Annotated in this window: 13 protein-coding genes; 3 read left to right on the top strand and 10 right to left on the bottom strand. The window is 73.6% G+C overall.

Features of this window, described 5'->3' with window-relative positions:
- Positions 1–17: 17 nt before the first annotated feature.
- The 6 genes from QE359_RS08070 to QE359_RS08045 all read right to left on the bottom strand — a co-directional run bounded on the left by QE359_RS08070 (position 18) and on the right by QE359_RS08045 (position 6,551).
- The gene (locus tag QE359_RS08070) at positions 18–860 is read right to left on the bottom strand and encodes a creatininase family protein (protein ID WP_309778769.1); all 843 of its coding nucleotides are present in this window, start codon (positions 858–860) and stop codon (positions 18–20) included.
- Entirely contained in the window at positions 857–2,221 is a 1,365-nt protein-coding gene (locus QE359_RS08065) for an FAD-binding oxidoreductase (protein ID WP_309778768.1), read from the bottom strand. Before QE359_RS08065 ends, QE359_RS08070 begins: the two co-directional genes overlap by 4 nt.
- 117 nt (positions 2,222–2,338) lie before the next feature.
- Positions 2,339–3,526 (bottom strand): ABC transporter substrate-binding protein, encoded by a 1,188-nt coding sequence (locus tag QE359_RS08060; RefSeq protein WP_309778767.1) that lies wholly within the window; start codon positions 3,524–3,526, stop codon positions 2,339–2,341.
- A 67-nt stretch (positions 3,527–3,593) separates the two neighbouring features.
- Positions 3,594–4,463 carry an ABC transporter permease gene (locus QE359_RS08055; RefSeq protein WP_071295296.1) on the bottom strand — a complete coding sequence of 290 codons (870 nt, stop codon included), beginning with the start codon at positions 4,461–4,463 and terminating at the stop codon, positions 3,594–3,596.
- Positions 4,463–5,230: an ABC transporter ATP-binding protein gene (locus QE359_RS08050; RefSeq protein WP_254789361.1), complete on the bottom strand. Its 768-nt coding sequence runs from the start codon at positions 5,228–5,230 to the stop codon at positions 4,463–4,465. Before QE359_RS08050 ends, QE359_RS08055 begins: the two co-directional genes overlap by 1 nt.
- 37 nt (positions 5,231–5,267) lie before the next feature.
- Positions 5,268–6,551, bottom strand: coding sequence for an amidohydrolase family protein (locus QE359_RS08045; RefSeq protein WP_309778766.1), 1,284 nt, complete (start codon positions 6,549–6,551; stop codon positions 5,268–5,270).
- 187 nt (positions 6,552–6,738) lie between these two features.
- On the opposite strand from QE359_RS08045, the gene QE359_RS08040 reads away from it, so the two are divergent.
- Both QE359_RS08040 and QE359_RS08035 read left to right on the top strand, forming a co-directional pair.
- A complete protein-coding gene (locus QE359_RS08040; RefSeq protein WP_071295298.1) occupies positions 6,739–7,356 on the top strand; it encodes a helix-turn-helix domain-containing protein in 618 nt (205 codons plus the stop codon).
- The gene (locus QE359_RS08035; protein WP_309778765.1) at positions 7,353–8,306 is read left to right on the top strand and encodes a PDR/VanB family oxidoreductase; all 954 of its coding nucleotides are present in this window, start codon (positions 7,353–7,355) and stop codon (positions 8,304–8,306) included. Before QE359_RS08040 ends, QE359_RS08035 begins: the two co-directional genes overlap by 4 nt.
- A 9-nt stretch (positions 8,307–8,315) precedes the next feature.
- Here QE359_RS08035 and QE359_RS08030 read toward each other — a convergent pair whose 3' ends face one another.
- On the bottom strand, positions 8,316–9,713 hold the full coding sequence (locus QE359_RS08030; protein ID WP_309778764.1) for an amidohydrolase family protein: 1,398 nt from the start codon (positions 9,711–9,713) through the stop codon (positions 8,316–8,318).
- Between the two features lie 169 nt (positions 9,714–9,882).
- On the opposite strand from QE359_RS08030, the gene QE359_RS08025 reads away from it, so the two are divergent.
- Complete coding sequence (locus tag QE359_RS08025) at positions 9,883–11,181, top strand: amidohydrolase family protein (protein WP_309778763.1); 1,299 nt, start codon at positions 9,883–9,885, stop codon at positions 11,179–11,181.
- 20 nt (positions 11,182–11,201) lie between these two features.
- On the opposite strand, the gene QE359_RS08020 is transcribed toward QE359_RS08025, so the two are convergent.
- From QE359_RS08020 to QE359_RS08010, 3 genes are read right to left on the bottom strand one after another with little or no spacing between them, the layout of a single operon-like run.
- Entirely contained in the window at positions 11,202–12,194 is a 993-nt protein-coding gene (locus tag QE359_RS08020; RefSeq protein WP_309780409.1) for an XdhC family protein, read from the bottom strand.
- Positions 12,194–14,971: a molybdopterin cofactor-binding domain-containing protein gene (locus QE359_RS08015; RefSeq protein WP_309778762.1), complete on the bottom strand. Its 2,778-nt coding sequence runs from the start codon at positions 14,969–14,971 to the stop codon at positions 12,194–12,196. The genes QE359_RS08020 and QE359_RS08015 overlap by 1 nt, the downstream gene beginning before the upstream one ends.
- Positions 14,968–15,786 carry an FAD binding domain-containing protein gene (locus QE359_RS08010; protein ID WP_309778761.1) on the bottom strand — a complete coding sequence of 273 codons (819 nt, stop codon included), beginning with the start codon at positions 15,784–15,786 and terminating at the stop codon, positions 14,968–14,970. The genes QE359_RS08015 and QE359_RS08010 overlap by 4 nt, the downstream gene beginning before the upstream one ends.
- Positions 15,787–15,999: the final 213 nt, after the last annotated feature.

The following is a 15,999-nucleotide window of genomic DNA, read 5'->3' as shown; positions in this document are numbered from 1 at the left end:
GACCCCTCGCGGCACGGTCACGAGACCGAAGCGTCGGCGGGGCGGGCCGCCGCCGGACGACTCACCGCCGGGTCGAACCGCGCGATCTCGTGCAGCGACGCCACGGCCTCGGCGACGGAGTGCTCCCAGAGGACGGCACCGTACGACGCCGTCGCCCGGCTGGCGTCGCCGACGACCCCGGGGGTCCCGAAGTCGTCGGACAACCACCCGAACGACACCGGGCCGCCGTTGAAGGCGATCTTCTCGAAGCCGGCGATGTGCTCCGGCACCCATCGCTCCGCGAGCGACATGTCGACCAGGTCGGGGCGCAGGTGCAGGATCATCGACGTCTCCGCGGCGCCGCCGTGGATACCCAGCCCGAGCTCGTCCGCGTCCTCGCCGTCCGGGCCGGGGACGCGGGCGAGGGTCGGCATGAGGAACGTCTTCAACCCGTAGCGCTTCCGGATCTCACGCAGGGCGACCTGCAGCAGCGCGACGTTGCCGCCGTGCCCGTTGGCGAACACCAGGGTGCCGGCACCGGTGAGGGCGACCGCGCGGCCGATCTGGACCGCGGTGTCGAACATCGTGTCGCTGTCGAGCCACACCGTGCCGGGCGCCCAGCTGTGCTCGTCGGACTTCGTGAACGACAGCGTCGGGAGCTGCCAGACGTCCAGCCCCTCGGCGGCCGCCTGCTCGACCGCCGCCCCGCCGATGTGCTCGGCGAGGAGGTGGTCGGTCAGGAGCGGCAGGTGCGGGCCGTGGTGCTCGACGGCGCCGGTGGGCTGCACGACGATCGTGTCCGGTCCGAAGCCCGCCGCGACGGCCGGACCCGACAGTTCCGCGAGCCGACGCGAGCGGACCGTGCCGATGCCGGCGCTCACTTGCCGAATCCCGGGACGACGGGCTGCGCGGACGCGGTGGAGCCACCGCTGACCACGAGCGACGGGTCGATGACGTGCCCGGGGTTGAGCAGCCCCGCGGGGTCGGTGCGCTGCTTCAGCGCCACGAGCTCCTCGACGCCGTGGTCGACGTAGTACTGGTGCGGGCTGTGCACCCGGACGCCGAGTCCGCGGAGCACCGGGTAGCCGGCGTAGACGTCCTCGGCCCCGGTGTACGGCGCGGTGAGCATCCCGATCGGTCCGACGTGCGCGGCCTCGATGTGGAGCATGCCGCCGGGGTAGACGGCCTCGACCTCGGCGATCCGGTCGATGAGCGCCTCGCCGCCGACCTCGACGTGGAAGTACTCGGTGTCGCTCGTGTTCCGCTTCAGCCACCAGATCGGGTGGTTGTACGACAGCATCGACACCTTCGTGGTCTGCTGCAGCCCCTCGCGGACGTCCAGGACCTCACCGCCGGCGGCCTCGATGCGTGCCCGCGCCTCGTCGAGCACGACGTCGTCGATGATCGCTCGCAGGCTCGCCCGGTCGTCGGGGACGGCCAGGTCGGACGGCAGCGTCGCGGCGATCTCGGCGCGGTCGGCGCTCACCAGCCGCGGCACCGGGTCGAGTCCGCGCAGCGTGCGGACGGCGACGAGCGCGTCCTCGAAGGTGGGGAACGCCGCGTAGACGGCTCGCCACTCCTGCAGCGGCTCGAGCCGGACGGTGGCGCGGGCGATGACGCCGGCGGTGCCGTAGGTGTGCACGAACGGCTGCGCCTCGTCGCCCTCGACGTGCAGCAGCTCGTCGGCGCCGGGGAGCGCGACGTCGAGCGCCGTGACGAAGCCCTGCCAGTTCGACCCGTGCGCGATCGACCCGGTGCCGCCGGAACCACCGGACAGGAAGCCGCCGATGGTCGACTGCGCGGTGGACGGGTACATCCAGAGCTGCTGGCCCGTTGCGGCGGCCGCCTGCTCCAGGGCGACCATGGACGCGCCGGCCTCGGCGGTGATCCAGCCGTCGCCGACCTCGACGACGGCGCGTGCCCGCGACGTGTCGAGGACCAGGCCGCCGTGCAGCGGGATGCCCTGGCCGTAGTTGCCGGTGCCCTTCCCGCGGGTGGTGACGGGGACGCCGTGCCGGACCGCGGCCTGCAGGGTGGCGGCGATGTCGTCGGCGCTGGCCGGCGACGCGACGAGGTCGGCGAGGCCGAGGGGCAGCTGCTCGCTGAGGATGGGACTCATGGTGGCCTCGTCGACGGAGGCGCGGGCCCGCGTGCGCTCGTCGGCGCTCACGCCGCGCTCACCGAGCAGTGCGACGAGCTCGGCGCGCAGCGCCTCGACGGGGGTGGGGGTGACGGTGGTCATGCTCACTCCTGGTGGGTGGGTGGTGCGGGGACGACGGACGGGAGGCGCGGGGCGGCGTGGCACCGCGCCTCCCGTCCGCTTGTTGGTCGGCTCCCGTTCGACGGGAGCCGACCGGTGTCAGGAACCCAGACCGATGGACTTGTCGAGGAACTCGTTCGTGTACAGGTCGGAGGGCTTCAGGCCGCTCTTGACGTCACCGGTGCCGGCGAAGACGGGCGTCGCCTTGGCGATGAAGTCCTGCATGCGCTGTTCGTCCATCGACCCGATGTAGCCGTCGGTGTCCTTCGCGAGGCCGAGCTTCACCATCTGGGCCGCGGCGAACGCGCCGACCTTCGAGTCGTAGGTCCAGCCGTTGTTGTACTGCTGCACGAGCTTCGTGATGAGGTCGTTCGTGGCGCCCGGGGACTTCAGGTAGTCCACGTCGGCCTGCTGCATGACCGGCACGAGCTTCTGCAGGCACGGCTCGAGCTTCTCCAGGTCACCGGTACGGACCGACATCGCCTCGGGGTAGGGGTTCCACCCCGTGCTCGAGACGAGCGCGTAGTCGACCTTCTTGCCCCAGGCCGCGACCTGGTTCTGGTAGATGTACGGCTCGGCGGTCGCGAAGCCCTGCTGGGCGTCCTTGCCGCCCGCGGACACGAACTTCGACGGGGTGCCGTCGTAGCTGCCGTCGAGGACCTTCTTCGGCAGGATCCCGGACTGCTCCAGGTAGGTCATGTACGCGGCACCGTTGAAGTAGCGGACGACGCCGCCGTCCTTCTCGAGTGCCTTGCCGAGGCTCTTGATGCTGTCGACCTCCGGGTACGTCTTCGGGTCCCACATGATCGACATCGGGGACTGGTCGTTCTCGGCGAACACCGCCGTGGTGGGCAGGTTGCCGGAGAACTGCACCTGCTCGTCCGTGGACATGTACCCGAGGGTGATGTCCTTGTCCTGGTACATCTGCGACGCGACCTTGGTGTAGCCGATGGCCGGGCCGCCAGCACGGATCTCGAGCTTGACGCCGGTGCTCTTGCCGTTGGCGTAGAGGTCGCCGGTGACGGTCTTGCCGGAGGAGTCGATCACCGGGTTCGGGCCGAGCATCTGGTAGAGGTGGCCGTGCTCGCCCTCGGGGTTCCAGTCGGTCTGGACGACGACGGTCGCGGGGCACGCGCCGGCGAGGTCGACCTTCGGCCCGGAGGCGGTCGACGAGGTCGCGGCGGTCGTCCCGGTGCTGCCGGACGACCCCGCCGCGCAGCCGGTGAGGGCGATGGCGGTGGCGGCGAGGGCGGCGGTTGCGACGCCGAGGCGGGAGGTGGTGCGCATGGAGGCTCCGTTCGTGGTGCGGGTCTCGTGGTGCTGTGGTGGGAAGGGGTGTGGGTTCTGGGGGGGATCAGCTGAAGTCGTGCCAGCGGCCGACGGCCAGGCGGCCGATCAGGCCGAACACGAGGAAGACGGCGACGCCGTAGAGCGAGGCGATCAGGATGGTCGCGTACAGCTCGGGGCCCATCAGGCGCGATGCGGTCACCTGGATGAGGACGCCGAGCCCGGGGTTGCCGCGCTGGAAGAACTGGTCGCCGACGATCGCCCCGATGACGCTCAGCCCGGCGGAGGTGCGCAGGCCGACGAAGATCGACGGCAGCGCGGCCGGGAACTGCAGCTTGACGAGCTGGGCGAACCGGCCGGCACGCTGCAGCTGGAACAGCTCACGCTGCGCGCGGTCGGCGGACTGCAGTCCGAACAGCGTGTTCGACACCATCGGGAACAGCGCGATCATCACGGTGACGATCACGCGGCTGACGAACTCGTAGCCGAACAGGGCGCCGATGAGCGGCACGAGGGCGAGGATCGGCACGCACTGCAGCACCACCGCGTACGGGTACAGCGAGTTCTCGAGCCACTTCGCCTGCGCCATCGCCATCGCCCAGACGACGCCGATCACGATCGCGAAGCCGAGGCCGGTGAGCGAGACGACGGTGGTGCGTCCGAGGGCGGACCAGAGGTCGGAGCCGAACGTGGACGGCGACCCGTCCGGCATCGTCGGCGCGACGATCGCCTTCGCCACGAGGTGCGGGTACGGCACGAGGAAGGCCAGGCCACGGACGTGGTCGTAGTACGCGGCCGCGGCGTACCAGATGCCGACGAGCACGGCGAGGACGACGACGGGCTGCCACCACGCGATGCCGCGGCGGGCCCGAGGAGCGGCGCGACGGGCGGCGGCCCGGACCGCGCGGGTCTCGGCGGCCTCCTGCAGGGTGACCATCAGCGGTGTCCTTCCCGGAGCGCGTGCGAGACCTCGCCGACCAGTTCGGCGAACTCGGGTGTGAAGCGGATGTCGGGGTCGCGGGGCATCGGGAACGGCACGTCGAACCGGCCGACGATGCTGCCGGGGCGCCCGGACATCACGATCACCTCGGTGGAGAGGTACACGGCCTCGGACACGGAGTGCGTGATGAAGAGCCCGGCGAACTGCTGCTCGACGAAGAGCCGGAGGAGCTCGTCGTTGAGGCGTTCGCGGGTGATCTCGTCGAGGGCACCGAACGGCTCGTCGAACAGGAAGAGCTCCGGGTCGAGGGTGAGCGACCGGGCGAGCGAGACCCGCATCCGCATGCCGCCGGACAGCTGCTTCGGCAGGTTCGTCTCGAAGCCGTTCAGGCCGACGAGCTCGATGGCGTGGGCGGCCTTGGCGGCTCGCTCGGCCTTCGGCACGTGTCCGAGCTCGGCGAGCAGCTCGACGTTGCCCTGCACGGTGCGCCAGGGCAGGAGCGTGGCGTCCTGGAAGACGTAGCCGATGCGGTCGGCCGCGACACCGGCCGACCCGTCCGACGCGGTCTCGAGGCCGGAGGCGATGCGGAGCAGCGTGGACTTGCCGCAGCCGGACGGGCCGACGACCGAGACGAACTGGCCGCGGTCCACGGTGAGGTCGACGCCCTGCAGGGCGATGGTGCCGTTCGGGAAGGTCATCTCGACGTTGCGGAAGTCGAGCAGCGTGTCCGTCGTGGCGACGGGTGGCGGGGCGGTGGTGGTCACGATCACCTCGGGTTCTCGGTGCGGGCGGGCGGAGGGGTCAGGCGGGGACGGCGGCCGCGGCTGCGGCCGGCGCGGCGACGGTCCGTCGCACCTCGGTGCGGGCGACGAGTCGCCCGCGGGACAGGACGATGCGGTCGGCGGGGGCGTTCGCGACGGCGTCGGTGACGCTCGTCGCGGCCACGGCGAGCAGGTCGGCGCGCCGCCCGGGGACGGGACCGGCGGCCGGGAGGCCCATCACGCTCCGGGCGGTGTCGCTCACCATCGCGTACGCCTGGTCCGGCGTCACGTGGCCGGCGGAGACGAGCAGCGATGCGGTCTCGAAGGCGTCGCTCCGGCCGACCGGGTTGAAGGGGTCGCGGACGTTGTCCGCGCCGGCGGCGACGCGGACGCCGGCGTCGAGGAGCGCCTGGATCGCGGTCAGTCCCCGCGGCGTGGCGACCGGGTACTGCCAGCCCTGCAGGTACAGGTTCGTGATCGGGAGCGTGATCACCCCGAGGTCGGCTGCGGCGACGTCGGCGACGACCTCGGCGAGCCGCTCCGGCCCCAGGGTGCCGAGCCGGACGCAGTGCCCGGCGGAGTACTGCCGGTCCCGTCGCAGCGAGCGGGACGCCCGGGCGTAGTGGTCGAGGGTCACCGGGCCGTCGAGGCTCTCGTCGGCGTGCAGGTCGACGCCGAGGCCCCGTCGGTGGGCGATGGCGAGGAGTCGGTCGACGTCCGCGAGGGGGTCCTCGGCGAGGTGCGGGGCGCCGCCGACCAGGTCCACGCCGAGGTCGAGCACCGCCTCGACGTGCTCGTCGGGGGCGAGCGGGCCGGCGAGGGCGACGAGCTCGATGTCCATCAGGCCGGCGAGTTCGTCGCGGACCTGCACGAGGGCACGGGCGCCGCGCAGGGCCTGCTCCGTGGTGGCGGGCCGGTCCGCCGCGCTGTGTCGGCCGCTGAGGACGTCGACGTGACTCCGGACGGCCGTGGTGCCGGCGGCGAGCAGCGTGAGGGCGGCGGTCCGGGCCCGGTCGGCGATGTCCTCGACGGTCATGGTGGTGGCGTGCGCGGTCCACGAGGCGATCGCGGCACCGAGGTCGCCGAGCGGCGGCCGGATGACGTCGGCGCTGAGGGCCTTGTCGAGGTGGGCGTGCGGTTCTGCCGGTGCGGTCAGGAGCAGCCGGCCGCCGAGGTCGATCGTCTCCTCCGCCGGCGCCGCGAGGGTGCCGGCCGGGGCCACGGCGGAGACGGTCTCGCCGTCGATCGCGACGTCGACCGACCGGCCGTCCGGCAGCAGCGCGGAGCGCAGGAGGGCGATCGGGCGGGGCACTGACGAGTCCATCCGGAGCCTCTCGATCGTGTGTGAGAATGTTGATCGCATCAACATCTCCGATGCTAGGGCGGCAGTGTTTCCCTCTCGTTTCGAGGCGGTTGCCGCGTGTGACGCCCGCCCCGACGCGACCGGGAGCGGGAACGAGCGTTCCGGCCGAGCGGTCGGAACGGCCCCACCGAGGACGAGAGGAGCGCGCGTGAGCACCGGCACCACCACCGAGACCGACCGCGTCGTCGACGACCAGACCCAGCGGATCGGTGAGCACATCCGTGCCCGTCGACGCGCCGCACGACTGACGCTCGTCCAGGTCGCCGAGTTGACGGGGCTGTCGCACCCGTTCCTCAGCCAGGTCGAGCGCGGGCACTCCCGCGCCAGCATGGTGTCCCTCGAGAAGATCGCCGCGGCGCTCGGCACGACCCAGGTCGAACTGCTCGCCGCCGGTGCCCCCGAGCGACCGGAGCACGAGGTCCGCCTGCCCGAGGTCATCCGTGCCGGCGAGGGCGCCCGCGGACCGTTCTCGAGCGGCGAGGCCCGGCTGCTCGTGCACGCCGGCCCACACGCGTTCGAGCCGCTGGAGTGGGTCGGCGACAACACGGACCTCGGCGAGTACTTCGAGCACCACGAGGACGAGTTCCTCACCGTGCTCGCCGGCCGCGTGCACCTCGACCTGCGCGGACGGGAACCGCTCGACCTCGGGCCCGGCGACTCGGCGTACTACCGCGGCGGCACCGGCCACCGGTGGTGCAGCGCGGACGGCAGCCGCTTCCACATGATCGTGGTCAAGGAGACCCCGCGCGCCGGAGCGATCGCGTGAACGCCGTGCCGGAGCGTCGGCGACTGCGCGTCGCCGCCCGCCACCAGGTCGCCACGGACGTCGTCGCACTCGACCTGGCCCCGGTCGACGGCCCGGCGCTGCCGGACTGGGAACCCGGGGCGCACGTCGACCTCGAGGTCTCCCCCGGGACCGAGCGCCAGTACTCGCTGGTCACGACGACGGCCGACGGGCACTGGCGCATCGCCGTGCTCCGCGAGCCCGACGGCCGCAGCGGATCGGTCGCCGTGCACGAGGGGCTGGCGGTCGGCGACGAGGTCGTGGTGGCCGGACCGCGGAACCACTTCGGCCACGACCCGGCGCGCCCCGCGGTCTTCGTCGCCGGGGGCATCGGGATCACGCCGATCCGGTCGATGATCGCCGCCGCCGAACGCGCCGGCACTCCGTGGGAGCTCCACTACGCGGGGCGGTCCCGCGACCGCATGGCGTTCGTGCACGAGCTCGTCGCCGCGCACCCCGACCGGGTCGTCGTGGCGGCGGCCGACGAGGGCGTCCGGCTCGACGTCGACGCGCTCCTCGCCGCACCGCGCGACGCGGTCGTGTACTGCTGCGGGCCGCGCGGGCTCATGGACGCGGTCGAGGCCGCCGCCGCGCACTGGCCGGCGGGCAGCGTCCGCGTCGAGCGCTTCGAGCCCGCTGCGGACGTCGACGCCCCCGGCGAGGCCTTCGAGGTCGAGCTCACGGTCACTGGCGTCACCGTGACGGTTCCAGCCGACCGGACCCTGCTCGAGGTCGCGGAGGACGCCGGCGCCTTCGTGCTCTCGTCCTGCCGGGAGGGCACGTGCGGCACCTGCGAGACCCCCGTGCTTGAGGGCGAGGTCGAGCACCGGGACACCGTGCTCAGCCCCGAGGAGCAGGCCGACGACCGCACCATGATGGTCTGCGTGTCCCGCGCCCGGCGCGGCTGCCCGCGACTGGTGCTCGAACTCTGACCGGACGGACTACGGACGCTCGGTGCCGTCGAGCGGACCGCCGGTGAGCGCGGACAGGCGCTCCAGGCCTGCTTCGGCCACGAGCTGTCGGGCGAGCGGACGCGCCCGTTCGACCGCCTCACGCACGTCCACCCGGGTGACGTCGCCGTCCGCGACGCTCAGCTCGCCGTCCACCCAGACGTCGCGGACCTCGCGGCTGCCGGCGACGAAGACCACCGCCTGGTAGGGGTCGTGGACGTTCGCGAGGGTCGGGGAGTCGCCGTCGAGGACGACCAGGTCTGCGCGCTTGCCCGGCTCCAGCGAGCCGATCTCGTCCTCCATGCGCAGGGCACGGGCGCCGCCGATCGTCCCCATCTCGAAGGCCTCGCGGGCGCTCATCGCGGTGGCCTGCAGGTCCCGCACCCGAGCGAGCAGCGCGGCCGTCTTCATCGCCTGCAGGAAGTCCTGGGAGTCGTTCGACGCCGGGCCGTCGACCCCGATGCCCACCGGGACGCCGAGCGCACGGAGTTCCGCGATCGGGGCGATGCCGCTGGCGAGGATCCCGTTCGCGACCGGGTTGTGGGCCACGCCGACGCCGTTGGCCGCGTACCGCTCCCGGTCCTCGCGGTCCACCCAGACGCTGTGCGCGGCGATCACCGGGACCTGGAACATGCCCGTCGCCTCGGCGTGCCCGATGGCCGTCCGTCCGGTGCGCTGCCGGGCCGCGGTGACCTCCTCGCGCACCTCGTGGAAGTGCACGTGCACGCCGTGGCCACCGGCGACCGCGTAGTCGACGTGCTCCTGCCAGGTGTCGTCCGTGTACCGCCCGATCGACGAGACGCCGACCCGGAACGTGCTGTACCGGCTGGCGGCGGCGGCCTCGCGCAGGGCCTCGAACTCCTCCAGGATGGGCGTCGCGCCGAAGTCGCGGTCGACGTCGCCGGAGCCGAACGACACGACCCCGCGCAGCCCGAGGTCCTCGAGCGCCTGCACCACACCGGGTGTCGCCGGTTCGTCCGGCACCGGGTCCGCGCAGAACATGTCGTTCGCCGTCGTCACCCCGCTCCGAAGCAGCTGGATGCCCTGCAGCACCGTGCCCGCGTACGCCTTTTCCCGGGTCATCACCGGGTTGACGCGCCCGATCAACGCCGTGAGCCACTCCCACAGCGTGTACTGCGAACCGATCCCCGTGATGAGCCCCTCGCTGAAGTGGCCGTGGGTGTTCACGAAGCCGGGCGTGACGATGTCGTACGCACCGCCGCGCACCGGCGCGTCCGGGTGGGCCGCGGCGAGGTCGGCGTACGTGCCGACCGCGGCGATCCGGTCGCCGTCGAGGAGCACGGCTCCGTCGCGGATCGCGGCGGGCGTGGCAGCGCCGTCGGGTGCTGCGGTGAGCACCCATCCGGCGCGGATCAGGGTCTGCGTCATGGGGCGAACCTACGGTCCGCGTGTTCCCCGGGTGTTTCCGCCCGGTTACCCCGCGATGCCGACCGAGGGTCCTGGAACGCCGGGACCGAGCAGCCACGCCGTCCGTGCGCACCCCGTCCGAGCGCACCCCGTCACGGACCGGAAACAGGGGACTGCTAGAAACACCACCATGCTGACCGTCACCGGAGCCCTCCGCGTCCTCGTCGACCCCCGGACCGAACGGGAGGGCGACGTCGTCGTCGACGACGGCAGTGACCTCGTCACCACCCTCGACGCATCCGGGTGCGTCGTCACGGCCGGTCTCGTCAACGCGCACCACCATCTCCTCCAGACCGCGTTCCGCACCCTGCCCGGGACCCGCGGCGTGCCGATGGCGGACTGGCTCCCGACCATGGCCGCGGCGTACGGACGGGTGGGGCACGACCCCGAACTGTACGCACTGGCGGCGTCCGCCGGAGCCGCGGAGGGCCTCCTGTCCGGCGTCACGACGATCGCCGACCACCACCTGAACTGGCCCGCGGAGGCGACCACGGACGACACCGTCGCGCTCGCCGCGGCCACCGTGGGCGCGGTCCGCGGCCTCGGCGGTCGGGTCGTCTTCGTCCGCGGCTCGGCACGGGACGACCCGGACCGCGCGGCGGCCTCGGCGGACGCGATCGCGTCACGACTGCTGCACGACGACGCCGTCGGCGGCGTGGACCCGGACGGCGGGCTCCAGGTCGCCGTCGGTCCGGCCGGCGTGCACTCCGACGGCGAGGCGACCTTCCGCGCGCTCGGCGAGGTGGCGGCGCGACACGGACTCCGCCGGCGGACCCAGGCCAACGAACAGGTAGACACCGCGATCGCGCTCGAGCGCTACGGCCGTCGTCCGCTCGACCTGCTCGAGGAATGGGGGTGGCTCGCGCCGGACGTCACGATCGCGCACCTCTGCGACGTCACCGACGACGAGATCGCCCGGCTCGCGGCAGCGGGCGTCACCGCCACGCACGCACCCGGGTGCGACGTGCCGATGGGCTGGGGCATCGCTCCCGTCGCACGGCTCGCCGCGGCCGGGGTCCCGGTCGGCCTCGGCACGAGCGGCGGCGGCAGCAACGATGCCGGACACCTGCTCGCGGACGCCCGGCTCGCCATGCAGGTGTCGGCGCTCGTCGGGCCGCAGCTGCCGGCGCGGCACGTGCTCGGCGCGGCGACGGAGGGTTCCGCGGCGGGGCTCGGGCGCCCGGAGCTCGGGCACCTCGGCGCCGGGAGCGCGGGCGACCTGTGCGTGTGGGACGTCTCCGGGGTGGCGGACGCGGGAGTCGCCGACCCCGTCGCGGGACTCCTCTGGGCCGCCCCCGGGCGGCGGCCCCGACACGTCGTCGTGGGTGGGCGCGTGGTGGTGCGCGACGGGGAGCTCGTCGCGGCGGACGAGCGGGAGATCGCCGCGCGGCTCGCCGAACGACTGGCCCGGACACCCGCCGTCGCCTGACCCGATCGTGCGCCGCCGGCTCAGCTCGCGGACACCGCCCGGCGGTGGATGGGACCGGCGCCGTCGACGAGCGCACCGCCGCCGGCGCCCGTCCGGACCGCGATCACCTCGGCCATGATCGCGACCGCCATCTCCGCCGGCGTCGTCGCACCGATGTCGAGCCCGATCGGGGACCGCAGCCGGTCGGTGTCCGGCGTCCCGAGCGCCCGCAGCTCCGCCATCCGACGTGCGTTCGTCGTGCGGGAGCCCATCGCCCCGACGTACCCGGCACCCCGTCGGAGCGCCGAGTCGACCACGGCGGCGTCGAACCGGTCGTCGTGCGAGAGCACCACGACGGCGGTGGTCGCGTCCACCGGCAACGCCTCGACCACACGCGTCGGCCAGCCCACGATGCGTTCGTCGGCGGCCGGGAAGCGCTCGTCGGTCAGGAACACCGGCCGCGGGTCGACGACCGTCACGGCGTAGCCGAGCACCGCCGCCGTGTTCGTCAGGGCCACGGCGAACTCCACCGCGCCCACCACGATGCACCGCGGCCGCACGTCGGCCCGCTCCACGAAGAGCCGGCCGCCGCAGCCGTCGGGGACGTGCACGACCGCGCCGAGCGTCGCCGGGTCGAGCGAGAGGCCGAGCGACGTCGGCACCCCGGACGCCGCGCGCCGGAGCGCGTCCACGACGTCGACGTCGTCGGGACTGACGCGACGGACCAGGACCTCGACGCGACCGCCGCAGCGGAGCGCGGGTGCCCACATCGCGTCGACGTCGTCCGGGTCGTCGTCGAACCCGAAGCGTTCGAGCACCGCCTCGCCGGTCTCGAGGACCTGTTCCGCCGTGTCGAACAGCGCCCCCTCGACGCACCCGCCGGAGATGGTGCCGACGACCTGACCGCCGGGCAGGACGGCCATCGACGAGCCGACGCCGGTCGGCGCGCTGCCCGTCATCGCGACGGCTGTCGCGACGACCACGGGGTCCCCCGCGTCGAGGGCGGCCAGGAGGCGCGGTGCCAGTTCGAACATCACGCACCCCCGTCGTCGGTCGCGTCCTGGAGCATCGCCCAGACGCGGTCGCGCGTCATCGGCAGCCGGTGGGGGCGGACGCCGACGGCGTCGCGCACCGCGTTCGCGACGGCCGGCGCGACCGGGTTGTACGGCGCCTCGCTCATCGACTTCGCGCCGAGGGGGCCGAGCGGGTCGTGCGTGTCGGCGAAGCGCACCTCGGTGCGGGGCACGTCGGAGATCTTCGGCACCCGGTACGCCCGGAACGCGTCGGTCGTCACCCGACCGGTCTCGTCCAGCACGACCTCCTCGTACAGCGCCGAGCCGATCGCCTGCGCGGCGCCGCCCTCCACCTGGCCGCGGAGCTGTTCCGGGTTCAGGACGGTGCCAGCGTCCACCGCCTGCACGCTGTGCAGCACGCGGACCTCACCCGTCGGCCGGTGCACCGCCACCCGGGCGCCGTGCACGGTGAACGCGAGCGACCGTGGCGTGCCGTCGTGGCTGCCGTGCGCGACGAGCGGGCCGTCGGCGAGCAACTCGGCGTGCCCGACGAGCTCCTCCCCGACGCGGACGCCGTCCGGCCCGATCGAGACCGCCGGCCCGAGCGGACCCGACGCGGTCCGGGGCGTCCGGGCGGCGACGATCCCGAGGGCGCGCCCGGTCATGTCCTCCCGCAGTGCCTGCGCCGCGGCGTACAGCGCCTTGCCGGCGACCACGACCCCGGCGGACCCGAACGCCCCGGTGTCGTGCCGGGCAGCGTCGGTGTCCGACTGGTGCACGTCGACCCGGTCCGTGGTGGTGCCGAGGGCGGTGGCGACGAGCTGCGTGTGCACCGTCGTCGTCCCGTTGCCGAACTCGGCCGTGCCGACGCCGATGCGGTACCGGCCCTCCGCCGTGGCCTCGACCGACACGTGCGCGTGGTGCCCACGCGGCGGCATCGTGGCGATCGCCGCGAGGGCGACCCCGGTGCCGAACGCCCAGTCGCCCGAGTCGTCCAGCGGCGGACCGTCCATCCGGGGGGCCTCGGGCACCGGTGCGCGGAGGGCGTCCTCCACCAGGTCGATGCACTGGTCGAGTCCGTAGCTGCCCTCCCAGCGCAGGTCGTCCTGCTCGTCCGGGTCCGTGACCACCAGGGGGTCTCCGGGGACCACGACGTTCCGCCGCCGCAGGTCGAGCGGGTCGATGCCGAGCTCCCGGGCGAGCTCGTCCATGGCGGACTCGATCGCGAACACGACCTGGCCGAGCCCGTACCCGCGGAACGCCCCGGACGGCAGGTTGTTCGTGTACACGGACTCCGCGTCCACGCGCTTCGACGGGCACCGGTAGACGGCGACGGACTCGCTGACGGAGTGGAACATGACACCGATCCCGTGGTTGCCGTACGCGCCGGTGTCCATGGTCTGGTCGACGTGCAGTGCCGTCAGGTGCCCCTCGGCGTCGGCACCGAGCCGGACCCGCACGCGCATCGGGTGCCGGGTCGGGGCGATCGTGAACTCGTCTCGCCGACTGAACTCGTACTGCACCGCGCGACCGGTCCGCAGCACCGCGAGGGTGACCAGGTCCTCGGTCAGCAACTCCTGCTTCCCGCCGAACCCACCGCCGACGCGCTTCGCGATGACACGGACTCGGCTCGGGTCGAGGCCGAACACGTGCGCGATCTCGTCCCGCACCAGGAACGGGACCTGCGTCGCGGTCCGGAGCACGAGCCGCCCGTCCCGGTCGACGGACCCGCGGGTCGCGTGGGTCTCGAGCGCGGCGTGCGAGACTCGGCCCGTCGTCCAGGTGCCCTCGACGGTGGCCGCGGCCGTCGCCAGGGCTCCGTCGACGTCGCCCGTCTCGCCGTGCAGGGCGGCGACCACGTTGCGGCCCGGCTCGGCGATCCGGTGCTCCTGGGTCGTCTTGTCGCCGTGCAGGAGCGGAGCGCCGGCGGCACGGGCCGCGTCCGGGTCGTGCACGCTGGGCAGCACCTCGTAGCGCACCCGCACGAGGGCGCAGGCCTGCTCGGCGATCCGGACGCTGTCCGCGACCACTGCGGCCACGCGCTGCCCACGGAAACGGAGCACCCGGTCGAGCACCCGGGTGTCGTCCGGGTCGTCCAGGCGGGACTCGTGCCGACCGGTGGAGAACAGCACGCCGGGGTCGTCGTGGTGGGTGAGGACGGCGTGCACACCCGGGAGGGCTTCGGCCTCCGCCGTGTCGATCGACACGATGCGGGCGTGCGGGTGCGGGCTGCCGAGGACCGCGAGGTGCAGCAGCCCCTCGGTCCGCCGCACGTCGAGCGTGTACTCCTCGCGTCCGGTCACGATCGCCATCGCGGCCGGGGCGGCGACCGACGTGCCGATCGCCTGACCGGCCGCCGCGCACGCCGTGTTCGCGACCCCGTCCAGGGCGTCCTCGATCGCCCGGTACCCGGTGCACCGGCAGAGGTTGCCTTTCAACACGCGGTGCCGGTCAGCAAGCGCGTCCTCGTCGAGCGTGGAGGCCGTGACGACGTACCCGGCGGTGCAGAAGCCGCACTGGAAGCCCGGCGCCTCGGCGAACGCGCGCTGCACGGGGTGCGGGTCCCCCGGCGTGCCGAGCCCGGCCGCCGTGGTGACGGCACGCCCCGCCATCCGGTGCGCCGGCGTGATGCAGGAGTGGACCGGCACACCGTCGACGAGCACCGAGCACGCACCGCAGTCGCCCGCGTCGCAGCCCTTCTTCACGGACGTCACCCCGTGCTCGCGGAGCAGGGTGCGGAGGACCTGACCGGGCTGCGGTTCGGCGTCCACCGTCACGCCGTCGACCTCGAACCTCATGCCGCACCGCCCGTCGTCCCGAGCGCCTCGGCGACGAGCTCCGCCGCGAACCGCCGGCTCACCGCGCGCCGCCAGTCCGGGGATCCGTGCGGGTCGTCGTACCAGGCGTCGTGTGCCTCGAGCCGTGCGTCGACCTCCGCGGCGGTCGGGACCCCGGCGTGACGGAGCACGAGTGGCCGCGGGGTCGCCCCGGTCACGACGAGGACGAAGCCCGACGCCGACCACCGCGCCGTGACGAGTGCACCGGTCCGGCCGTGCGGGCTGAGGGACACCCGGCGGAACCCGGTGCGTGCCACGAGGGCCGCTCGTGGCACGTCGAACGCCCGGATGACCTCACCCGGCGCGAGGTCGGTCGTCCGCGGCCCGGTGACCAGGTCCGCCACCGGGACCCGGCGCTCCCCGCCGTCCGGCGTCCAGACCTCCGCGATCGCGTCGAGCGTCACGAGCAGCGCGGTGATCGCCCCAGCCGGCAGGGCGACCGCGACGTTGCCGCCGACCGTCGCCTGGTTCCACACCTTGAACGACGCCAGCAACGCGTTGGCACACCGGTCGACGAGCGGCCAGGCACGCCAGTCGTCCTCGGGCGCTACGCGCAGCAGCGACGCGATCGTGCACGTCGCGGCGATCCGGAGCCCTCCGGCGCTGCGCTCGGTGTCGCGCCACCCCAGTGCAGTGAGGTCGACGAGCCCGGTCAGGCCCGGCTGCTCCTCCGAGTACAGCCAGGTGCCACCGGCGAGGGGATGCTCACCGGGACCGAAGGAGAGGTCGTCGCGGTGCGACGGTGTCCGCACGGTGCGGACGGAGACGAGGTCCATTGCAGGGTCCGATCGGGATGGTGGGACGGGTGTCGGTGGCGCCGTCGGACCGTCGTCCGTGCGCGATCATCCCGCGGTTCCACGCCGAGGACCGCCGGGGTGCGGATGTGTGCGCCACGGGGCCCTCCTCGATCGGGTGCGTCGTGGCGGCAACGCTATGGAACGGGTGTTTCCGTGTGGTTACGGGCGTTCGACGGCTGCGTCACGACCGGG

It is taken from the genome of Curtobacterium sp. SORGH_AS_0776, from assembly GCF_031453355.1.
Taxonomy (GTDB): Bacteria; Actinomycetota; Actinomycetes; order Actinomycetales; family Microbacteriaceae; genus Curtobacterium.
This window is presented reverse-complemented; position numbering and strand designations above follow the sequence as displayed.